At 47.1% G+C, this 21,618-nt stretch carries 16 protein-coding genes and 2 pseudogenes; 9 read left to right on the top strand and 9 right to left on the bottom strand.

What is annotated here, in order from left to right:
• The first annotated feature begins 95 nt into the window (after positions 1 to 95).
• A complete protein-coding gene (locus AB204_RS16090) occupies positions 96 to 1,244 on the top strand; it encodes a PfkB family carbohydrate kinase (RefSeq protein WP_047964387.1) in 1,149 nt (382 codons plus the stop codon).
• A gap of 145 nt (positions 1,245 to 1,389) precedes the next feature.
• Here the strand turns inward: AB204_RS16090 and AB204_RS16085 are convergent, their stop codons facing one another.
• The 3 genes and pseudogenes from AB204_RS16085 to AB204_RS16075 form a co-directional block, all read right to left on the bottom strand.
• The gene (locus AB204_RS16085; protein WP_047964386.1) at positions 1,390 to 2,127 is read right to left on the bottom strand and encodes a class I SAM-dependent methyltransferase; all 738 of its coding nucleotides are present in this window, start codon (positions 2,125 to 2,127) and stop codon (positions 1,390 to 1,392) included.
• A gap of 619 nt (positions 2,128 to 2,746) precedes the next feature.
• A pseudogene (locus AB204_RS16080) lies at positions 2,747 to 3,468 on the bottom strand (IS110 family RNA-guided transposase); the annotation flags it as partial.
• Positions 3,469 to 3,698: 230 nt separating this feature from the next.
• Positions 3,699 to 4,490 carry a hypothetical protein gene (locus tag AB204_RS16075; RefSeq protein ID WP_047964385.1) on the bottom strand — a complete coding sequence of 264 codons (792 nt, stop codon included), beginning with the start codon at positions 4,488 to 4,490 and terminating at the stop codon, positions 3,699 to 3,701.
• 505 nt (positions 4,491 to 4,995) lie between these two features.
• Here AB204_RS16075 and AB204_RS16070 point away from each other — a divergent pair.
• From AB204_RS16070 to AB204_RS16045, 6 genes are all read left to right on the top strand, one after another.
• Complete coding sequence (locus tag AB204_RS16070) at positions 4,996 to 5,388, top strand: TIGR03757 family integrating conjugative element protein (RefSeq protein WP_047964384.1); 393 nt, start codon at positions 4,996 to 4,998, stop codon at positions 5,386 to 5,388.
• The gene (locus AB204_RS16065) at positions 5,385 to 6,353 is read left to right on the top strand and encodes a TIGR03756 family integrating conjugative element protein (protein WP_047964383.1); all 969 of its coding nucleotides are present in this window, start codon (positions 5,385 to 5,387) and stop codon (positions 6,351 to 6,353) included. Before AB204_RS16070 ends, AB204_RS16065 begins: the two co-directional genes overlap by 4 nt.
• A 14-nt stretch (positions 6,354 to 6,367) precedes the next feature.
• Positions 6,368 to 7,804 (top strand): integrating conjugative element protein, encoded by a 1,437-nt coding sequence (locus tag AB204_RS16060; protein ID WP_047964382.1) that lies wholly within the window; start codon positions 6,368 to 6,370, stop codon positions 7,802 to 7,804.
• 5 nt (positions 7,805 to 7,809) lie between these two features.
• Complete coding sequence (locus tag AB204_RS16055) at positions 7,810 to 8,148, top strand: hypothetical protein (protein ID WP_200898254.1); 339 nt, start codon at positions 7,810 to 7,812, stop codon at positions 8,146 to 8,148.
• Positions 8,145 to 9,659 carry a conjugal transfer protein TraG N-terminal domain-containing protein gene (locus tag AB204_RS16050; RefSeq protein WP_047964381.1) on the top strand — a complete coding sequence of 505 codons (1,515 nt, stop codon included), beginning with the start codon at positions 8,145 to 8,147 and terminating at the stop codon, positions 9,657 to 9,659. The genes AB204_RS16055 and AB204_RS16050 overlap by 4 nt, the downstream gene beginning before the upstream one ends.
• An 888-nt stretch (positions 9,660 to 10,547) precedes the next feature.
• Positions 10,548 to 10,973 carry a hypothetical protein gene (locus tag AB204_RS16045; RefSeq protein ID WP_235428109.1) on the top strand — a complete coding sequence of 142 codons (426 nt, stop codon included), beginning with the start codon at positions 10,548 to 10,550 and terminating at the stop codon, positions 10,971 to 10,973.
• A gap of 208 nt (positions 10,974 to 11,181) precedes the next feature.
• On the opposite strand, the gene AB204_RS16040 is transcribed toward AB204_RS16045, so the two are convergent.
• Positions 11,182 to 11,979, bottom strand: a complete 798-nt coding sequence (locus AB204_RS16040; protein WP_047964380.1) for a hypothetical protein — start codon at positions 11,977 to 11,979, stop codon at positions 11,182 to 11,184.
• Positions 11,980 to 11,988: 9 nt separating this feature from the next.
• Positions 11,989 to 12,462, bottom strand: a pseudogene (locus AB204_RS16035) (RHS repeat domain-containing protein); the annotation flags it as partial.
• 134 nt (positions 12,463 to 12,596) lie between these two features.
• Here AB204_RS16035 and AB204_RS22845 point away from each other — a divergent pair.
• Both AB204_RS22845 and AB204_RS23095 read left to right on the top strand, forming a co-directional pair.
• Positions 12,597 to 12,851 (top strand): hypothetical protein, encoded by a 255-nt coding sequence (locus AB204_RS22845; protein ID WP_161796576.1) that lies wholly within the window; start codon positions 12,597 to 12,599, stop codon positions 12,849 to 12,851.
• The gene (locus AB204_RS23095; RefSeq protein ID WP_152671553.1) at positions 12,851 to 13,219 is read left to right on the top strand and encodes a hypothetical protein; all 369 of its coding nucleotides are present in this window, start codon (positions 12,851 to 12,853) and stop codon (positions 13,217 to 13,219) included. The genes AB204_RS22845 and AB204_RS23095 overlap by 1 nt, the downstream gene beginning before the upstream one ends.
• A gap of 177 nt (positions 13,220 to 13,396) precedes the next feature.
• Here the strand turns inward: AB204_RS23095 and AB204_RS16025 are convergent, their stop codons facing one another.
• The 4 genes from AB204_RS16025 to AB204_RS16010 are packed head-to-tail and all read right to left on the bottom strand — an operon-like array spanning position 13,397 to position 20,979.
• A complete protein-coding gene (locus AB204_RS16025) occupies positions 13,397 to 13,762 on the bottom strand; it encodes a hypothetical protein (protein WP_047964378.1) in 366 nt (121 codons plus the stop codon).
• A complete protein-coding gene (locus tag AB204_RS16020) occupies positions 13,762 to 18,411 on the bottom strand; it encodes an RHS repeat-associated core domain-containing protein (protein WP_235428108.1) in 4,650 nt (1,549 codons plus the stop codon). The genes AB204_RS16025 and AB204_RS16020 overlap by 1 nt, the downstream gene beginning before the upstream one ends.
• 14 nt (positions 18,412 to 18,425) lie before the next feature.
• On the bottom strand, positions 18,426 to 18,881 hold the full coding sequence (locus AB204_RS16015) for a DcrB-related protein (RefSeq protein ID WP_047964377.1): 456 nt from the start codon (positions 18,879 to 18,881) through the stop codon (positions 18,426 to 18,428).
• Positions 18,882 to 18,924: 43 nt separating this feature from the next.
• Positions 18,925 to 20,979, bottom strand: coding sequence for a type VI secretion system Vgr family protein (locus AB204_RS16010; RefSeq protein WP_047964376.1), 2,055 nt, complete (start codon positions 20,977 to 20,979; stop codon positions 18,925 to 18,927).
• Between the last annotated feature and the right edge of the window lie 639 nt (positions 20,980 to 21,618).

Raw genomic sequence — 21,618 nt, 5'->3', positions numbered from 1 at the left:
ATAATATATCATTGAGTTTTCGATCGCTTTCTCACTACCAGCATAATGTATAAAAATACGCTTTACTGTCAGTAATCAATGGAATAAAAACAACTATGTTTAAAAACAATAAAGGGCATAATATGAGAAAAATGGATAATCTGGAGTTTAGAATATTACAACTTCTCAGGAAAAATCCGTTTCTCGCCCAAAAAGAAATCGCTGATATTATTGGCATTAGTCGTTCAAGCGTCGCAGGATATATCCTTAACCTACAAAAAAAAGGGCATATAAAAGGAAAAGGATACATTTTTTCCAGTGGAAATTATGCCGTGACGGTGGGGGCTTCCAACATGGATATTACCAGCTTCGCTTCGACTGAATTATTAAAGAAAGATTCCAACCCAGGGAAAACAAAATATACGCTAGGTGGTGTTGCCCGAAATGTGGCGCATAACATTGCCGCGTTAAAGAATGACAGCTATTTAATTTCTGTTTTTGGTGATGATTCATATGGAAAAAGACTGTTCAGAGAAACCCGGTTAGCCGGTGTTGATCTTAGCCATTCTCATAAACTTAATGATGAAAGAACTTCGATTTATCATTCAATAGTGGATAGTCATGGTGAACCGCACACCTCCGTGAGTGATATGGATATTTTGAAAAAACTCACGCCTGAGTTGCTAAATAAATCTAAAGCGCTCATTGAGCGGGCAGGCATATTGAGTATCGATTGCAATTTGAGAGAGGATGCTCTGGAATGGTTATTTAAAAACTCTGGTAACGTGCCCATATTTGTTAATCCTGTCTCGTCATATAAGGCGGGTATACTACGTAACTGGCTATCCTATATTCATACTATCAGACCCAACCGGCTGGAAGCAGAAAAAATCAGTGGCATTAAAATTAACTCAATAAAAGAGGCTAAGTTGGTCACATCATGGTTTCATGAACAAGGAGTTCAGCGGGTAGTTTTAAGTATGGGCGCTGACGGTGTTTACTACAGTGAGTTAGATTATATATCGGGTCACTCTCCGGCATTTCCTGTTGATATTGTCAATAACACGGGCTCGGGTGATGCAATGATGGCGGGATTAGTGCATTGCGCGTTAGCCGGTATGGATTTTAAGGAAAGTGTCTATTTCGCCCAACGCTGCGCTGCACTTGTCCTGTCTGCTGAATTAACACATTCACTCACCCTGTCGCCATTTGCTGTTGATAAATTATTGCTATTAGATCCAATAACAATGATGAATAACCAATAAATATCATAAAAATAAAAAATGAGAATGTGAGTATTGTGGCTAGGGCCGGGCTGGACCCGGCATTTTTTTCAATGTCTATTTATATAAATGTTGATATCCGATTGAATTAAATTCAATCGTAATGCGGAAGGAATGGGGAGTGAGCTTAAAACTGGCAAATAAGTCCGGTATGGACACAATTTTGCAGGTAATTATCCCAAAAGCCTTGAGGGTAACGCACTAAATCGCTGTCTAAGACCGTTGGTTTTTGCCAGCGAAAATGATCGAATCCTGCTTTTTTAAGCGCTTTTTCATAACTCTCACGGCTCCAACGATAAAACGTGAAAGGGCTTGGGGGGGTTGACAGAAATTCGGCCTGGTGACGGAAGCCATTTTTCCAGGGCTCTTCGCTCAAAATCTTAAAACCATAATTCTCACAGTTTCCGCTTTCTAACCGATAATCAGGTGATGCCATATAAGCAATTAATTTGCCGGAAGGTTTTAAATGCTCAGCGGCTGCCTGAAACATCGTTTCCAGTTCTTCTGTGGATTCTGCATAGTGGAATAAAAAAGCGGCAATAACGATATCAAATTTTTCATCTAATTTCATTTCACATACATTTTGTACATGGAACTCAATATTATCACCATACAGTTTTGACTTGATTTTAGCGAGTTCAATCATTTTTTCAGAGATATCGACGCCAACCACTTTTGAAGCCCCGCGGTGGTGCAATTCCCGCCCAAAATAACCATACCCGCAAGCTAGATCCAGAACTGACTTTCCTTGTATCTCACCGACCATGTTGAGTATATCCCGAAGTTCAGACTGTCGCTGGGCTACCGTATTAGAAAACTGTTCGTAATGTTCTCCAATTGAATCATAGCTTGCTTGCTCTTCCATTATTATGGCTCCTGATAAAAAATAGAATAAGGGTACTATTTTATAAAGATAAAATATCATGAAATAATTAGATATAATTATTTTTGTAACGTGATTAATTTTACACGATAAACAATCTGTTTGAATTAAATCAGGAATAATCAGATGTTGCTCTATTCAAGAGCAGTGCCCAATTTTAAGCAGAGAACCCCTGTCTGCGATGAAAACTGAGGATAAAAAATAGGAAGCTTTCCGTTGGAGAACCTATTTTTTCAACCAGAAATCAGCAGATACTTTCTAACTATTCAGTTAAGCCACCGTCAAGGCGCATTTCCCCGAACAGGTTCAAATGGAGTTAGCTGGCGAGAAAATGTAACATCTATATTTTGTGCCACCGTGAACGATTCGGCACACGGGATATGTTTGTCTATAAGTTTTCACTGCGTTATGTCCGGTTTAAACAAACAATTTGAGGCTAATGTAAGCGCTGATGTGGATATCAAACTGAAAAAGCCCATCAAGCGTAAGTTGATCGAACAGGAATGGGATCAAATTCAGCTAGATTTTATTGATGAATTCCCATCTTCCTCCGTGAGGAGCGGGAGTTCATAACATCAACCTTGTCGCAGCTAATACTGCGGGCAGCAAAATCACGACTTTTTGCATACTGTCTGCCATCACCCAACTGAGAAGAAAGTAAGCTGGTCGTGATGAGACCAACGCCAGGGATCGACATGAGACGCTGAGTTGCGTCATCTGTTGTTATTGTCTGTTTTAGCTCAGCTGCCAACCCGGCTATTTGTTCCACAAGGTAAAGATAATGGGCATGGAATCGCATCAACAAGCGGAGCAGATAATCCGGGAGTTAATACTAAAGATAAGCGCTTCATAACAGCCTCTCCCCCTCGGTAAGCTAATCCTGCACTCCAGCAAGAAACTCTGCACCTGGTTAGTTGTTTTGACTTTATCCCTGATCAGTGACTCCCAAACCCGATGTAATGTACGCATTGTCTGTTGCGCTGCCGTTTTGGGTTGAACAAAATGCATTGAAGGACGTGATGCTGCCTCGCATACCGCTCCGGCATCAATAAAATCATTTTTATTGCTTTTAACGAAAGGTCGGACAAATTGAGGAGAAATTAATTTAGCTTCATGCCCTAAATCAGCGATCCGTCTTGCCATGAAATGGGCATCAGCACAAGCCTCCATCACAACAGTTGCAGAGGAACATCCGGCTAAAAATTCCATCAGCTTAGTTTGTGTAAACTTTTTATGCAGAAGAGCTTTCCCTGATTTATCCTGACAGTGGATATGAAAAGAATGCCTGCCAAGATCGATACCGATAAGTGCCATGTTATTCATGATGATGGCCTCATGTAAAAGAAATCACCTTGTCGACTTACGCCTACAGGGTGGGGGTGGCCATCTTGTATCTTTAATCTGATAACGATCACTGTCGAACGGTGATCCTGATTTAACCCGAATACCTTTACACTTTTAATGGTATTATCCGGCAGGATTAGTGCGTTATTGGCCTGATCTTTCTATAGATACAGGCCAAACCGGAAGATAAGTAGTCTTCTGACGCTTTATCACATGATTTTTTCATTCTGAAGATGGCTCATGTTCATAAACACTTCGCATAAGCTCACATTTTTAGGCACAATGGCACTGATATCATATTTTGGGGAACGAAAAAGAAAGGGAAAAAGATCCCGGCCATTTTCAAGTTTTCTTGTCTTATCGAGTGATTCAAAGTAGTTGTAGATCTCCGATACCACTTTTTTATGTATTTCACTTTTAATAAAATTATTTCCCTGATAGGGATTTTCATCGTCTCCATAGTACAATTCACGCAAATAAAGAATATCTTTTTCTCCGTCTTCATACATTGAAGAGGTGACTAAGGCCATAATTTCATCCGTGCGATCTTTCTTAACGCAGGTAAAAAAATCATTAATGCACTGCTGTAACTGAGGTGTGCATTTTCCTTGTGGCTTTGGCCGTTTTATGTCTTCAAAAGTGGACTGTTCTTCCGACATTTTTAACATATCCGTCATGATATTTTTAAATTCTTTCGGGCATTGCGTCTGTTTCACTTCCACATAAACACAGCGGCCAAAATGACTGGAATTGTTTGTGTAATTGTATTTTCTGATAGTCAGAACATATATTCCCGGTGGCGGTTCACATCCTTTTATGTCGGTGGATTCATAGGCGAACTTGAAATAAATACCGTTTTTGTTGTTATAGCCGATCAGTTTTCCCGCTGCCGCAAAATCGGCGACAGTGCATCCAAAATCGCAATAAAAGGGGATCTCGCCATTAATAAGAAGAAACCAGCCTTCTGGAATGGTTATTCCGTTTTGCATTGGATTTATCATGTATTGTCTCCCTTTTCAAAATAGATAATTGTGGTCAGCGTGTATCAGTCGGCGTTGCCGCCTGCCTGCCTTTTTCCGGCAGGGAGTGCCCCTACTGCAACTTCGTCAGGTGTTTTTTCATTGACAGCGGGTCATTTTCCTTATTTTCATGGGACTTCTGCTGTTTTCCTCCCAGTTTCTCATGACTTACGCCATCCGATAGCCGGGCAACAGGCCAGGCCCGCTATTTATGCGTGTCCTTTTTGTTCATTATGATCGGATGCTAACTGTTTTATCGGCATATTTTTCATTTGGTCCATAACCAATTTTGTCTGCCAGTCAATCCGGGCTGTTATTACATAGGCACCCGGGAATATCATGCAGAGAATGTCAGTGTTATCGGCATTAAGGGAACCACTTAACCGACCGGTGTGTTTATTTTCATTTTCGGAAAATCAGTTACGGGCTGACTTTTACTGTGGCTTTCTTCACGCTGGTCTGAGGGGTTGCAACAGAGGTGGAGAGGATGAAAAAGCCGTATTTAGTGTGTTTGCTGGGATGGAGTGTGACAGGGAGTGCGGGGACAGTGGTGTATACTGACAGTCAGCACCCGCCGATAAATCTGACGCCGGACAGTCACGTAGTCTGGCTGGATAAGGCTGAACAACAGCAAAAGCAAATCTTCGCCCACCTTCCCACCGATCCCCAGCAAGCCGCGATTCAGTCACAGGCGATGCTGCAATCACCCCAATGGCGTCAGCAGGAACAGCAACTGATCAAGGCTTATCGTGCCGTGGTGCAGGCATGGCAATTAGGTGTGCAAAAGTATCCGGCAGTGGTTTTTGATGATCGGGATGTGGTGTATGGCACGACGGATGTAGTCAAAGCAAACGCACTCAGGGAGCAACATCAGCCATGAGTCTTCAACGTGTGACGTTTCCTGCACTCATCACCCTGATAGCGGCATTTACTCCGGTTACGCAAGCTTCAATCAACACCGCCCAGATTGTCACCAGCAGTCTTTCGCCGTCCTGTATTCAGTGGCGGGTCAGTGGTATCTGTTACTGGCTGCTCTGTGGCTTGCACGGCTGTACCGTGAAAACATCGGTTAAGGTGACCCATTATCTCCCCGAAGTGGTGGTGTCTGCCTATCAAGCTTCTGGTGGTAATCCGTGGACAGAAATGGCACAGGTCAGTCAACTCTCCGGTGGCGTGGAAAATGCGGTGACCGGAGCGTTATCTCACCTGAATGCCAGCGGGGGGAATCACAATATTCAGATTGCCGGGCAACGGCGTACCAGCCTGCGCTTTAAATATGCCGATGCCATTGGGCATCCCGCAACCAACCTGATAGGCGGGCAAATTCCCGGCTATTCCTGCCGCAGTGCAGCCACCCCGTTGATACCTTATTTTCTCAGCACGCTGGATACGGTAGCGTGGCGCTCTGGTTTACCGGAATCGTTTTACCCGGAAGCCCTTATTCCCGGTCAGCGGGAGCTGGGCAGCCAGATGACCGCTAATATGTGGGGTCATATTTATCCGCGCTCAGGGTTTGTCAATCAGACCGATGATGACAAGGCTGCGGCAGTGGTCGCACAACGGGTCGCGGATATCATCACCCGTGCCGGGCAACCCCATGTTTATCAGCCTCTGAAAGGCACACGCACCGCCGGTTACTGGCCACCCGAATCGGTCACCGAAAATACCGGCACCCAAAATCACCAATGGCAGCGGTTATCACCGCAGTTAAGTCAGTCCTGTGCCGTGTTTCCTGATGGTGAGCACACGGCGGCAGGCAACGGCAATCAGGCGTATGCCCTGTGGCAGCCTTACAGTTGCTGTCAGCGGCGCGGACAGCGTTTTCTCAGCAGTACGGATATCTGAAAAAGGGATAAATCATGACGAAAATAAACACGTTATTGCTGATAGTCGGTGGACTGGCCATTTCTTTCGCACAGGCCAACGATACGGGACTGTCCCTGACATTACCACAGGTGAACCGGAGCGCACTGGGCTATGGGGCAGAAGCCAGCGGTGCGGTGTCCGATACGCTGTTCTATACCCTGGGAGGCGGTTCGGTGATATCTGAACCCGCCAGTCGCAGTGGCTCTGCCACACTTGGTGGATTAGAACTGGGCTGGAGCTCGGATTTGATGTGCGGCAATTTTGACCTGAAAGCCACCGTCAGTAATCAGTTGAACGGGATCACGGCCGGGTTTAAGAACCTGATGGGTGATGTTATTCAGGGTGCCACCGGTGCCGTGGCCAGCCTGCCGGCGATGATTATCCAGCGGGCCAATCCGGGATTATATGACATGCTGACTAACGGGGTGTTGCAGGCCAATGTGGCGTTTGACAAAGCCCAGTTCAATTGCCGGGCGATGGCCAATAAAATGATGGATTTTGCGCAGAACACCAAATGGACGCAATCGGCGGCTTTGCAGGAATACAAAACGCTGGTCAATGGCGGCGATGGTGATGCGGTGCGTGTGAATAACGCCGGCAACAAAGCGACGGGCACCAGCGGGCATCCGTGGATTGGCGGACAACGGCAGGGCGGTAAGGGCCAGAATGCCATTCGCCCGACCCGGGATTTAGCCAGTGCCGGCTTTAATATGATGAATCAATTGCCGGTACTGAGCCAGTCATCGGTCAGTAGCCTGAAGTGTGGGGGCAGTGCCTGCCGTAAATTCAGCAATGCGCAAGAAGCGGCTGAGGCAGTGGTCAGCGTACTGGGCGACCGGGCCATCCGCACCTGTGCTCACGCGACAGAATGCACCAGTGGCGGAGAAAAACACCAAGCGGGTACGACGGTAGCGGGTACGGGCTTTGCACCGATGCTGGAAGAACATACCAAAACTAACACCGAGCAACTGGTGAAACTGGTCAGTGGCACAGAAAAACCGACGATGGCCAATCTGACGAAACTGAAAACCGGCAGTCTGACGGTAACCAAAGGCGTCATTCAGGCGTTGCAGCGCGACCCGGACAGGGCTGCCCTGACGGGCCGTTTAGCGGGTGAGTTGGCGATGGCGGAAACAGTGGAAACGGCGTTACTGATGCGGCGCATGCTTATCACCGGGATGTCCGAACCCAATGCGGCGGCACAGTCAGAAGCGCTGGCAGAAGGTGAACGCCGGATTGAGGCACTGGACCGGGAAATCAATGCCCTGAAGAATGAAATGCAGCTGAAACAGGCACTGTCCCGTAATGCCATCCTGACCATCATTGAGCGGGATACCCGGCGCATCAACATGCATCCGCAAAAACAGGTGCCGGATAGTACCGATGCGCGTTTTTATCAGCTGGAAGCACCCAATCGTGAGCGCAGGTAAGGCGGATGATGGCAGAGAAGCATTCAGTATTCAGAAAAGGTGCCGTGTTATCACTGCTCATCGTGTTGGTGATGGGCATCACTGTAGCGGTAGGTTGGGTCGGGCTGCATCAGGCAGAAAAACTTAACCGTATTCACCACTGGCTGACTCAAACCGGGGGAGTCTGGTTCGTCTGGCGGTTATGCCTGTATGCGGTACTGGGCTGGGGAGGTAAGAAAACCTGGCAAAGGGTAAAACACCAGCCGGAATACCGCGCAATGCTGATACGGATGATGGCAGCCAGCCTGCTGTTTATCCTGCTGGGTGAATATGCCCTGTCAGGGCTGATGGAGGGAGCGAGATGACCACCAACAGCTATCTGGAATATTTTCTGACATTGCTCGGTTGGGTCGTCAATAATGGCTTATGGCACATTCTGATTGCGACCGGGCTGTTTACGCTGCCGTTAGTGATAAAAGTGATCGCCATTTGGCTGAAAGTGCGGGAGTGTGGTGAAGAAGACGGCAATGGCGGATTACAGTCGCTTGCCCGGACTGAAAATACCCTGTACTGTGCTTTCTTCGTGATGGTGGTGTGTTGTGTGCCGCTGGTGAATGTCAGCCTGACGACGCTTCAGTATGACCCGTCCCGCGCCAGAAGCTGTGGCACCTGGACACCGCAAGCGCCGGATAACAGTGGATATGCGCCGGTGATGTCCAGCCTGAATAACCAAACGGCGGGTGTGCCGCTCTGGTGGGCAGTGGTGCACCGGTTATCCAAGGGGCTGACACAGGCAGCGGTGGCCTCCATTCCCTGCCGGCCGGATCTGCGGCAACTGCGCTTTGAAGTGCAGCACACCCGCATCAGTAACCCGGCACTGGCGGCGGAGTTGCAGGATTTTACCCACGATTGCTATGCCTTAGCGCTTTATCAATGGAAACAACACGATCGGGAACACACTACCGATCCGATTATCCTGAATGATATCAGCTGGCTGGGCAGCCGCACGTTTTTAGCCGGGGATTACCAGACACTGCAATCGCGCACACCTAGGGCGGATTTTCCGTGGCAGGAGAGGCGGGACAATGGGCGGCCTTATACCGGACCGAACGGTTATCCGACCTGTAAAGCCTGGTGGTCAGCCGCTAAAACCGGCCTGAAAGACCGGGTACTGGCGCAGGCCGATCCGGGGTTATGGTTGCGCCTGTCAGCGACACTGAAAATATTGGGGAAAAATACGCAAGCTTATCAGGAAGCGGTCATCCGCCGTCTGGTCAGCCCGGTGAATCTGACGATTTCTCAGGAGGGCTATGTTTATGCCGGATATGGCGGCAATGCCGATCCCACTTTGTTGGATGGCGCTAACCGCATCGGTACTTCCGCAGGGGCTTTATTGGGTGGATTACTCAGTATGCCGATGTTCGATGCAGTACGTCAGGCACTGCCGATGATGCAGGCGGTGATCCTGATGGCGCTGTATATCTTAATTCCGTTGATCCTGCTGTTTGCGGCATATGAGTTTAAGACCGTCTTCACGCTGACGTTTGTGATTTTTGCGCTGAATTTCCTGACCTTCTGGTGGGAAACCGCCCGCTGGCTGGACAGCTATTTGCTGGAAGCCCTGTATGGCTCAGACACCCACAGCCTGTTTAATCTGGCGGGTATTCAGAATACCTCGGACGATTTAATCATGGGGCTGGTGATGGGTACGCTGTTTATTGTCCTGCCGATGGTCTGGTTGGGCGCGTTAGCGTGGGCTGGTGTGCGAGTGGGCGATGTGGCAGGCATGATGAGTCAGGGCGTAGGGCAGGTCAGGCAATCTGCTGGCATGTTCGGGCAAATGGTGATGCAGAAGATGATGTCCAAAGGAAAGTAGGTAAATTAAGCGTTTAAAATTTAGGGGATAGGACGCTATCCCTTAAATTGAGTTTAAATGTGAGATTTTCCTTTATTTAATTTTATTGATAATGGTGTTGATAATTTAAATAAGTCATGTTTTCACGTTAATCTTTTAATTAATAATTTTATTTATTTGGGTTTTATATTCACATAAATACACCAATGATTATGAATCGCATCACAAAATCGTCAATGATTGAGTGCCATTTAATTCAATGTGGCTTATATTTAACGCGCTATAATGTCATTGTTTATATCGATATGCTCTTTGGGGGAGTGGACGATATTTATTATAGAAGCCTTAAGGGTCGTAGCCCTTGAGGCTTTGCTATTTATTACACTGAAAATTAAATTAATTTAACCAATTTCCCAAGTGATTTTACCTTTAAGATTATTTGTTATTTTTTCAGAAGTTAAAGGCCGGACAACTATTCTTAACGGTACGGGTAAGTGTATTATTTAACGAAAATGTATTATTGGATTTATTTGTCACTTTTATTAATTCAGGACGAGGCTATATCCATTCTCTTTATATTTATATTTTATGCATGCATTGCATTAACTTAATTTTCATGAAGTCTATCACAAAAAAACAAATAATTCAGTGCCATTTAGTTCAAGATGACTTAAGCTAAAAATGTTATACTTATCATGTTCTATTATATAAACTCTCTTGTTTATGGTAATAGATAAATTATAGAAGCCTCAATGGTCGAACCCATTGAGGCTTCGCCGTTTATGACGGTGAGGATCTACATATTTGGTTCTTGATTATCTATTCAATTTAGTTTTTTCGTTATTGAATTAATAATGAAAATGGTTAAATTAGAATATATTGAATGTTCTTAGAAATGGATTAAAAGAAATGATGAACAATACCAATGAAAAACGTAAGAGCAGGAAGAATAAAAAACACACTGACTATTTTATTCCTTATAAAACGACATATGATTTACGCTTAAGTAAAAGGGAGCCTAATTTAATCAACATACTGAGACAGGTTCAAGGTTATAAATATGGCTTTTTTACCGTATTAGGTGTCCGTCCTTGGTCTCAACGGAGTGACGGTAAAAGTAATGCGATTTATGTTGTCAGATGCAAGTGCGGTAAATATGCGGTCAGGACATTAAAAGCCATTAAAAACCCGAACAATGTGAATGATATGTGTGTGCATTGCCAGCATCTATTTAGTCAAAGACGTAAAGAAATATTTCACATGACAGGAAACGATGTAGATTTGTCAGAGTTAACCGGTATTCAATGTAAAACTCCTTTGGAAATTAAAGAATAAGGAAACAGTGTCGTGTTTCGGGATTGAATTTTCGGAATGCATCTTATTTCCTATACGTAAGAGCAACTTGTTTTTACTGTAGTAGATTATTGAAATAACATAATGTTTTTTAGGGGGATTTATAATGGGGCTGTGGAATGATTATCAAGTTTATGATGATATTATAAGGTTAAATGCCGGAAGAATATGAAGATCTTCCGGCTCTTAATCAAGGTAATTTTTTTGCTATTTTCTTAGATGATAGAGTCTTCCAAGCTATTAAAATGTCTGCTTCCCCACAAACTTGATTGACTTTATTAAGATAGGTTTGTTCTACTTTCCATAACCAAAGTTCATCATTTAATTTTTCTAATGAGCCATTCTCTTTGTCACTTAGTATCCATTTTTTTAAGTTAACATTCTCAATCTTAATCTCAAGGTGAGAATTATTTATAATGTTATAAGGATAGACCATTCTTAGCATGCTATCATTGTATCGTTCCTTGCCATTAAATCTTCCTGGTGTTTCCCTTTTAAAAATAGATGGATTTTCATATGGATATATACTTGCTAGATTATCTCCCCCTGCATAATAGAATGCTTTTGTTATCTTATCAGTATTATATATTATTCCATAAGAAAAATTAATTTTTTCAACTAATAATTTAATGAATGAAATTATTTTATCATTATTGCCGTTTACATTAGGAAACTGAATGTCTATATGGTAAAAACCACCAAATTCATTTGTTATATAGCCAAAGGAAGATAACCACGGAGTATGATTTTCTTGCTCAGAGTAAATTCTGAAAGCAGTTGCCTCTTGAGTGAAAATCTTCTCTTTTAGCTCAATAAATGAGATTTCCACTAAGTCATGATCTCCCTCATGATCGCTATTTTTTATATATTTTAAATACCCTGCACCGGTTATTGTAATATCAAAAATACTAAAAAATAAACTACCTAACTCATAGGCTGTCATTGGAGAAAGTTCGCTTGAATTATATATCGCTATACCTGTGTACATAACTTTTTCCTATATACTTGATATCAAGTCATCTAACATTGATTTCATATCCTTAGCTTTATATGGATGTTCAAAAACTAAGATCTCACCTTGCTTATTGACAGGTAAGTTATCCATAGCTGTTTCATTACGCGTAGTTAGTGTTGGTAATTTCTTACCCATGTCAGTCTTTGAAGTTAGTTCAATTGAATGAACTTTACCATTAACATCAGGTCTTCTTCCTGAAGTTCCCTTCCCATTAGCAAAACTATAAGATCTATTTAAATAAATCTTTTCAAATTTACCACTCATGGCAAGCTTATTAGCTATTACTTCTGAAAATTGGTCATGGCCAGGTGTTTTATCTTTTTGTCCCGTACCATAAATCTTAGCTCCGTTGACTTCTCTAACAGGACAAGGTGCTAAACCCAACGGGTCAATAAAGTTTGTAGGATTATTCACATAGCCATACGGATTATATCCTCCCAGCAGCCCTATCGGGTCTTAGGAGCGATTCCGGTGCGGTCGTACTTTTTTACGTGATTTTTTCTTTGAATATCAGCTTATTAAAGAACCGTTTTTACCCGTTTAGCCCACATCCACGAACTTAAAACGCCGATACGCACTTTTGCGCTGTTTTGTCATGTTGCCACGGTGCGCTTCTGCCGGGCTACCGCCGCAAGCCGTTATGCAGTATAGCGCCCCTTTTTCTGATTGATGGGGTAATCAACCTGATTTTGTGCGGTTTTTCACCATCGGCAACGGGCGAACGCGGCCCAACTTGTTTGGGCGGCGGGCGCACGTTCTGCGGGGGCGGGTGGCAAAGAACCCGCAAGCGGCGCATTGCGACGCTCTCAGGCACGGAAGCCAAAGATTGTGCTCGGTTTTGTTGATGGCACTTTACTCAAGGGAAGCCCCCTGCGGGGGCTGCACGGGGCGAAAATGGCGAGCACGGGAACGAGCGAGGAGCGCAGCGACTGCGAGCCGGGCGCAGCCAGTGCAGCGGGGTCGGGGCGGGGGAGGTAAACGCGGAGGCCGCAGGCCGACCTGTCTGCAGGGTTGTTGGCCTGAGCCACGCACGGCGGCTAAAGATGAAGGGGTTTTAGCTGAACGGGGCACGGTACTGGATGGTTGTCTGGTGCTGATCCCTGACAGCGAGGATACCTGCGCGATTAAGCAACAGTATCGACGTCAGCAAGAGCAGTTCAGTGATATTAAGCTGCGAATGCGTGAACTGATTGGTGATTATAAAAGCCGCTAAGGGCAAGGGGCTGAGCGGCTCTTAAAAAGAAAAAAGCCGGAAGATCACGGGGATCTTTCCGGCTGATTTCAACGATATTTTATATCTGATTTTTATCGAAATAAGCCATAGATATAAACCTCCAAAAACACTATTTCTTATTATTAATGAACAATACAGTTGCTTAAATCCAAATAGTTAGTCATTACCTCTGACATATTCTTCAAGAAAACCTTTTATTTCTGTCAAAAAAAGAGACTTATCTTCTATTTCATAGTCAAAAATAAAATTCATTTCAGAAAAAACAACATCAACAAGATTAACTTTTCCATTTATAATAAAGTTAATAGACTGAATCACTTTATCTCTATTGGCTGGTATATATTCTAAAAACCAAGGTTTGAGAACAATTTCTGAAACAGAACGTAGATCATCTTTATTATTAACATTTTTATTGTTAATTAACAAATAATCTTTATCACTGATAACTTCCTCATCAAGAGCAGAAAGAAAACCTACTAATATAGAAATTTCATTTTTAGTTTTTAAATCAAATTTATTCATTATCGCCCCCATACAGGATATGCAGTGATTGTTTGCCCATTTGGAGTTAAGATCACTGTTGCGGTACTCGAAGTGCCATATGTTGGGCCAGTCTTGCTATACCCTTCACCGATTCTTCTTCCATACGGAATTGTAGCTTTAGTCACAGCGCCACCTGATTGTCGCTGAATAGTTTGTGCTCGTTGTATAGCATTTAATTGATCTCTATGACTATCAAATCGAGTTGCTGCCATCGGTGTACGCTGCTGAACTCCCGTAGTAGGATTCGCTCCATTAGTTGCTCGTCCAAGCTGGGATTCTAAAGACGTTTGGGCACCATGTCTCTCAAGGAAGTGAGATCTAGGATTCATACTTTCCATTTCTTGTAAACGTCTGAGTGCATTAGCCTCTGCAAGCTCATTGATCCTTGCCTGCCTTTGTTCCCTAGTAAGACTTGCCGGACAATCAGTCAACCCTAGCGGATCCACAAAATTTGCCGGATTATGCACATAAGAATACGGGTTAAAGCCACCTTCAAGCCCAATGGGGTCGGGTGAAATATATTGCCCGGTCTCCGGCGAATAATATCGGAACCGATTGTAGTATAGCCCGCTTTCCTCATCCTCATACTGGCCCAGGAATCGTAGATTACAATTGACATGATAATCCGCATCATTAGAAGCAATCACCTGTGAGCATTCCGCCTTACCCCATGTGATCAGCCGTTGCGCCCAGACCAGCCCACCTTCTTCATTCAACATCTCACGCGGTGTGCCCTGATGGTCACTGACGATATAGTGTAGCTTGCCGTGCTCAAAACGTGCAGCGGGAGTTAATGCACCGGGTTCGTAGAGCCAGCGGATGCGTTGTTCGTCTACTGGCGTACCATCTGCATAAATCGGCGTTTCTTCGATAAGCTGGTCACCGCTCCACAGATAATCCTGTCCCATAATGGCACTGGGTTTAACACTTAAATCCGGTTTTCCATCCAGCCACAATTGTAAATTGGCTGCAGTCAGTTTTCCATCATGCACTTTCAGTTTACGAATTCTTCGCCCAAATGCATCGTATTGATAGTGCCAGCGTGAGCCGTCCGGGGTTTCACATTGGGTTAACTGATTCAGTACATCCCAACGATAGCGCCACACTTGTGGCCGGAAACCGTCACGCTGCTCGGTTTTTTCAATAAGTCGCCCGCTGGTGTCGTAACGATAACGGATATTGCCGTGCTGCACCACCCGCCCTGCTTTCTGGCGTTGCGTGATTTGTGTGATTGCGCCGTGCGCATCTGTCGGAATATGCTGGCTTAAGTTACCATTAGCATCATAACTGAACTGCTCTTCATACGGGCGTGACCCCTGATACAGGGTCTGTATTATCTGACCATTAGTATTGTAACGGTAACGGGTCTGTCCCCAGCGGCCATCATCAATCACCCGGATGTTGTATGCCCGGTCATATTGCCAGCTACGGTTGACTGCCGTGGCCTGTGGCGGGAAGTGAGGATCGTTTTGTTGCAGGGTTTCCCGGAACAGGGGGGTTGACCGGCCCGCTGACTGATGAGACAGCAAACCCGATGCGGTATAGCGGCTGGCCAGGATAAAGCCGTGGGCGCTTTCCCGCACCGTTTCCTGTCCCAGTGGGTCATGCTGTAAAGACAGCGGGCTGTGTTGGTTAAACTGGAAACGATCTAACCAGCCCATCCGGTTATAACCCAAATGCAGCGTATCTTCGCCCAGGGTTTCTGTGACAGGCAGGTCGTTGAGGTCATCCCATTCATGCGAGATTTCACGCCCGTTCAGACGCTCACTTATCCGATGCCCGGCCTCATCATAATCAAATTCCACCACCGCATCCTCGGAGACGGCCCGGATCATCCTGCCTTTGGGGTCGTAGGCATAGGCAGTCTCGGCCTGCAAGGTATATTCCAGTTTTCCGGCCTGCCAGTATTCCTGCCGCAAAATCTGGTCGTTGGCATTATAACAAACCCGGATCAACTGACCGTTGGGATACCGTGTCAGGATTCGTCGCCCTGCCCGGTCATAGGTATAGTCGATCGTACGTCCTGTAAAATCGGTTTCACGGATAATTTGTCCGGCTAAATCCCGCTCATAGCGATACGTTTCACCGGTGACCATCGTCACGCGGTTCAGGCGAATTAAGCGGTCATAGCCAAAATGCAGAACCGTCCCATCCGGACGGGTGAGCTGAGTCAGCAGGTCAAAGGCGCCATAGCTATAACGGGTGCTATTGCCTTCGCCATCGGTAACCGCAGTGACCCGGCGTTCATTGTCATAGCTGATGTGCTGTTTTACCCCATCCGGCAATTCAATTTCCGTGACGCTGCTTTCCGGGCTGGCATGGAATGCACAGTGCTGATAACGGGTTTGCTGACCCAGTGCATCGGTCATCCCCCGCAGCCGCCCCAGCCCGTCCTGTTCATAGCGGGTGGTGTAACCATTGGGCGCCAGAACACCATGAAGCCGGTGTTGTTCATATTCATAACGCCACTGGGTGCCATCCGGCAGTACCCGTCTGAGGATTTCACCATGTTGGTTGTAACGGTACTCTTCCAATCGCCCCTGTGGGTCGGTCACCGCATCCAGTGCGCCCTGATCGCTGTAGTGAAAAAGCCACGTTTTGCCATCCGGCAGTTTGGCCTGCAACAGTTGGCCGTATTCATCATAATCGTAGACAAACACGTCACCGGAAGGCCGTGTCTGTTGGGTCAGTTCGCCGTAGGGCGTATATTCGAACAGTGTTTTTCTGCCCAGAGGATCGGTTTCAGAGAGTTGATGACTCAGATCCCATTCCAGTACGGTTTCCCGCCCCAGTGGATCAACTTTGCGGGTGATCTGGCCGTCCTCATTGTACCAATAGCGGGTACAGCCGCCTTCTGCATCCAGATAGGTAGTGACCTGGTTGACATCATCATACAAAAAGCGATCCTGCCAGTAGCCTTGTGGAGTGCTGACCGAGACTACTCTCCCCCGGTTGTCATACTCCATCGACACATCCGTTGAATCCGTGTCATGCCAGCGGGTCATAGCGCCACGGGGATTGTATTCGTGCCAGAGATGACTGAACTGAAACGAATGGCATTCTGACAGATAATTTTGTGCGTTGTACTGACAGGTGACCAGCGTCTGGCGCAGTTCTCCGGTCAGGTACGCGATAGAAGCCAACCGGTTCTGGTCGTAATCCAGTAATAAGCGATAACCATCGGAATGGATAACCTGTGACAGCCGGTATTGTTGCTCCCCAAAGGGGTCATCATAATGGAAGGTGATGTGGTTATTGTGACGGTCACGGATCGCAGACAATAACCGTTTATCACCTATGGGCTGTTCAAAACTCCGCGTTAATTGCGTCTGACGATCAAACAGGTGCAACCCGCCTGTTAAGGTACCAAACAGCAGATAATGCCCGGCATGCAGGTTAACTGAAAACACGTTTTCATCCGGCGTATGGAAGGTGTAGACAACACCATCCGCATCGGTGAAATACGTCACTTCCCCCGCTCGCTTTAACTGCTGCGACCAGTCATCAGACCATTTAGGGCCGAACAGGCCGGCAAAATTTTCGGTTGAACGATAGGTACGCACTAATGACAGGGGCAAGGTACCGGGCAGGGAGAGCATCGGCCACTGTTGCAGGAAGTCGCCCGTGGCCATATCCACCGGGTCACCACAGTTATCGTTTTCGTTCGGTTTTTTACTTTGTTTCTGGGTCGATTTTTTCGGATTATCCGATTGTGTGACCCCTTTTTTATTGCGTGGCAAGGGTAATAACCCGGCAATCACCACCGCCCACTGCAAGGCTTTATTGCTTTCCTGTAAAATAGGGAGTGCCTCTCCCGTTTCCTGGGTAATGAAAATGGATCCGGCGGCACTGTTGATATTGGCGTCACAGGTGGTGCGATGCCCCAACTGGGCAATCGGTTTGCCGTTGGCAAATACGGTCTTGGCGCCTTCAGCGACCACACCGGGAGGATGGTCACTGCACACCACGGGGTCGCCTTTCCGCGCAACTGGTTTACCCTCAAAGAACACATTGGGTGATCCTTTGGCAATGGTGCCTTTATTGCTGCCATATTGCCCTATGGCGGCGCCAATTCCGGCACAGGCGCCACCGACAAACCCGCCGGCCGCAGCGGCAGCGGCAACCACCACCAGTGCCGCGCCTCCCGTGGCCACCACCAGGGCGCCCACCGCAACCGCCGCAACAGCACCCAGTAAAATCCCACCCAGCGCCCCCCATAGCCCGGCGTTTTTATTCTGATGGGCAATGGCATCACCTTCTCTGGCCGGATTTTCACCTTCGGTTGCCACGGTGCTCATGCCCATGCCTTTGGCGATAGCGTGACCGACTTTATCCCCGACATACATACCCGCGGCTCCGCCTGCTGCACCGGCGGCTAATCCCACCGCAAAAGGCACCGCCGCGCCCGTTGCCACCGCATAGGTAGCACTGGTCGCCAGCGTGGCATTAGAGAAGGTATCACTTTGTAAAAATTCCAGTGCCCGGTCAGACGTGGATTTTTCTGTCCGTGGCGGTATTGGTGCAGGCTTGCCTCCTTTTGAAGGCGATGTCTGATTGTGTGTGGCAGGCGACGGAGAGGGTCGCCCTGCCGCTGCTGCACCCATAATCACATTCTGTGAAACACTCATATCACACCTCCCTGTCAGGCGTTATCTTTCGACTCATCGCGCAACCGGAACGTTGCCATCATGGCCTGCATTTGTTCCCGCTGTGCCACCGTCATCTCCCCCTGACAGGTGCCGGTGAAAATCAGCACGTGCCCGGGAGTGTTAAGCAGCCTCATTAATTGATGTACCGGACCACTTGGGGCACGCCAGCGAAATTCAAAGGTCTCGGTTTCAAAGCCGTTCAATTCACCGGATTCATGCGTTACCGCTTCATAATCTTTCAGTTGCTTGGCAATGGCCGTCATTTCCCGTTCAGCAAACTGACTGAATGCCAGCCCCCATGGCAAATTGTCACGGGAGATAGTGAAACTGGTGCCATTTTTTTCATCGGTGCTGTTTAACACCAGAATACTGGCATCCTGCCAGCTGGCGGGCAGCATAATAGCGCCTTGATTAAAGTGGAAAGGCGCGAGATCAAGTTGATTATTCATGGAAGTTCCTTCTGGCTTGCCGCAATTTAAAAATGACTATGCGTTATTTGTTGATGTTAACCTGACCACCTAATACGGTGACCCCGCTGTCGTTCAGCTCAATACTGGCGCCCCCGAACGAAATTTTGATGTTGGCTTTCGTCATTTGAATCGTGCCGCTGCCGACTTTCAGCGTGATATCATCCTGGGCTTCATACAATTGCGTCCCCGCCCCGGCTTTACCGGCGTTTGCTTTCACCTGTACCATATTGGCTTCAGTGCTGCGTTTCTGGCAGATGTTCTCGGTCAGGTTGCCTTGCTGCACGGTTTTATGTTCATCCCCCGTCTGGATGAGCAGGCTTCGGTTACCGGCTTCCACGACCAGGCTCTGGTCATTTTTTACCGTCGTCTGCATATCCTTCTGTGCATGCAGGGCCAGCCGCTCGCTGCCTTTGGCATCCTCGAACAACAGCTCGTTGTAGCCTTCGCCTTTGTGGGTTTTGGAACGGAAGGCCATCTGGGTTTTGCTGCCCGGCAGCCCGCCCGGTGGGATATTGCTGGCATGGTAGGTGCGGCCGGTGACGATCGGCTGATCCGGGTCGCCGTGCAGAAAATCCACGACGACTTCCTGCCCGATACGCGGGATCGCCAGCATCCCCCAGCCCTGACCGGCCCAAGGTTGGGTCACGCGTATCCAGCACGAACTCTGGTCATCGCTCTTGCCATAGCGATCCCATGGGAACTGGAGGCGGATACGCCCATACTGATCACAGAAGATTTCTTCCCCGGCCGGGCCGACGACTTTGGCGATCTGCGGACCATCGATAACCGGTTTCGGTAGCGGCGCCGGGCGCCAGTGCTGGTTATGGCGGATAAAGTGGAACTGGCTGTGCAGGGTGGTGCCTGTGCCGCTGTTGGCGGTTTCGAGTGCCTGTGGCTGGCTGCCGGCATGACTGGCGCTCACCACCTGCCAGGACTGGTTCAGATCTTCACGCGGGTGGTTGTACAGGGTGAATAACCGCCCCGGTTGAATGGCAATCGCGTGACCGCTGCCTTGCCCTGTCACGGCATTGTTGCGAAGCCCCTCCAGACGGTAACGGGTGAAATCCTTACCGTGGGCCTCATCCTTAAAACGGCCCGGATAGTCGTAATGTTCGTAATACAACTGCTGGAGAGTATCCTCCTTCATTTGCTGGCTGAATTCGGCCGGCCATGCCGGGTTTTTGAAGGTGTAGTCTTTGAGTTGCACCTGGGCCGGGCGAACCTGTGCCCGGTGTGTCAGGTGGCTCACCGCCGGCTCTCCCAGCGTACTGGTCTCACCCGGCTGGTAGGGCAGAACAATGCCCGGTGGGACAGAGCCGGCATCATCGGCAAACACCAGCGTATTGCGCCCGTTACCGCATTCAAAAAAGTAGAAGATACCTTCTTCCGCTGTCAGGCGTTGCAGGAATGCAAAGTCACTTTCCTGATATTGCACACAGAATTCCCGCTCCGGGTGGGCATGGCGCAGGCTGAAGACGACATCACGGATACCGTGCTCTTTCAGGAGGGTGGTGATAATGGCCGCAATGTTCAGTTGCTGGAAGATCCGCGAATTCTGGCGCAGGGTGGTGCGCCACAGATCCGGGCGAATACTCATCCGGTAGGTGGTCTGGTGCAGCCCGGTATTGCCCTGTTCAAAGCTGGCGACGATACCCGTGATACTCCGGCTTTCCACGCCATCCTGTGTAATCGTCAGAGTGGCGGAGCGGTCGAGTACGGCCGGAAAATCTATCGCCGGATCCGCACTCGCCAGCCCCACTTCCAGCTGGAACGGCTGGGAAAAGTGTTCGTTCAGAGTAAAATCAGTGACGACAAAGGTTTGTGGTGCCAGACTGCCGGCGATCAGCGTAAATTGCAGGCCGCTGGGCGAACTTCCGCTCCCACCACCCGGCAACTGGCTGGCTTTTTGCAGGGCTTTGGTGGCGGCGTGCTGGCCATCTGCCGCCCGCTTGGCCAGTCCCTGTCCGTGGCTGCCCAATATCCCTGCGGTTTGCTGAGCCAGACGGGCGGCTTGTTGCCCCTGCTCAAACAACGCCTTTCCTTGTTGAAGTTTCGCAATGTGCTTTTTTACTGACATGGTATATCTCCCTGAGATAATGACGGATAACGTTATGGGGCAGGTTATCCAGCCTGATAGCCGTGCAGGCCATAACGTTCGGGCACAAGATTTCAATCAGTTCTGACAAATTCGGTAATTAAAGAATCACTACGCGGTGTTATTTATTTTCCGGCATCCAAATAAGCTGAAAATTTCACACAGCAGTATTGATGTAATTTAAAGAAACTTTGATGTCAGAATGCATTGTTTAATTCATGGCAGATAATAATGATGGGAAATAATAAATAACAGACAAGTGAAAACCAAATGAAATCAAGTGAAATACAAATCCCTCATCTGACAATGACGGGATAAAAAGTTTAAATGATTGCTGCATCAGAGGAATACGCTGTGTTTTTATATATAATAAAATTATTGTCTTACGGAGTGTTGCTGTCAGACAAAACAGAATTTCTGTAACAGAATGAGTTAAAAGCAAAAAAATAATTTTTTTATTTTAAAATTCATTATCATTTTCATTTTATGATAATGATCGCAAAAAAACCTTTTAAAAATGTGAATGCATTTATTACCCCACTTATTAAATGATAGGATATAAAAAAAATAAATATTTTAATTTTATTAAAAACACATATTCAGTGATTTTTTAACTAAAAT

The sequence above is a fragment of the Xenorhabdus khoisanae genome (genome assembly GCF_001037465.1).
Taxonomy (GTDB): Bacteria; Pseudomonadota; Gammaproteobacteria; order Enterobacterales; family Enterobacteriaceae; genus Xenorhabdus; species Xenorhabdus khoisanae.
This window is presented reverse-complemented; position numbering and strand designations above follow the sequence as displayed.

What these genes read in the sequence shown, in the direction of transcription:
- AB204_RS16090 (WP_047964387.1), top strand. Translation starts at nt 96, where the DNA reads ATGTTTAAAAACAATAAAGGGCATAATATGAGAAAAATGGATAATCTG.
- AB204_RS16085 (WP_047964386.1), bottom strand. Translation starts at nt 2,127, where the DNA reads ATGGAAGAGCAAGCAAGCTATGATTCAATTGGAGAACATTACGAACAG.
- AB204_RS16075 (WP_047964385.1), bottom strand. Translation starts at nt 4,490, where the DNA reads ATGATAAATCCAATGCAAAACGGAATAACCATTCCAGAAGGCTGGTTT.
- AB204_RS16070 (WP_047964384.1), top strand. Translation starts at nt 4,996, where the DNA reads ATGAAAAAGCCGTATTTAGTGTGTTTGCTGGGATGGAGTGTGACAGGG.
- AB204_RS16065 (WP_047964383.1), top strand. Translation starts at nt 5,385, where the DNA reads ATGAGTCTTCAACGTGTGACGTTTCCTGCACTCATCACCCTGATAGCG.
- AB204_RS16060 (WP_047964382.1), top strand. Translation starts at nt 6,368, where the DNA reads ATGACGAAAATAAACACGTTATTGCTGATAGTCGGTGGACTGGCCATT.
- AB204_RS16055 (WP_200898254.1), top strand. Translation starts at nt 7,810, where the DNA reads ATGATGGCAGAGAAGCATTCAGTATTCAGAAAAGGTGCCGTGTTATCA.
- AB204_RS16050 (WP_047964381.1), top strand. Translation starts at nt 8,145, where the DNA reads ATGACCACCAACAGCTATCTGGAATATTTTCTGACATTGCTCGGTTGG.
- AB204_RS16045 (WP_235428109.1), top strand. Translation starts at nt 10,548, where the DNA reads ATGATGAACAATACCAATGAAAAACGTAAGAGCAGGAAGAATAAAAAA.
- AB204_RS16040 (WP_047964380.1), bottom strand. Translation starts at nt 11,979, where the DNA reads ATGTACACAGGTATAGCGATATATAATTCAAGCGAACTTTCTCCAATG.
- AB204_RS23095 (WP_152671553.1), top strand. Translation starts at nt 12,851, where the DNA reads ATGGCACTTTACTCAAGGGAAGCCCCCTGCGGGGGCTGCACGGGGCGA.
- AB204_RS16025 (WP_047964378.1), bottom strand. Translation starts at nt 13,762, where the DNA reads ATGAATAAATTTGATTTAAAAACTAAAAATGAAATTTCTATATTAGTA.
- AB204_RS16020 (WP_235428108.1), bottom strand. Translation starts at nt 18,411, where the DNA reads ATGAGTGTTTCACAGAATGTGATTATGGGTGCAGCAGCGGCAGGGCGA.
- AB204_RS16015 (WP_047964377.1), bottom strand. Translation starts at nt 18,881, where the DNA reads ATGAATAATCAACTTGATCTCGCGCCTTTCCACTTTAATCAAGGCGCT.
- AB204_RS16010 (WP_047964376.1), bottom strand. Translation starts at nt 20,979, where the DNA reads ATGTCAGTAAAAAAGCACATTGCGAAACTTCAACAAGGAAAGGCGTTG.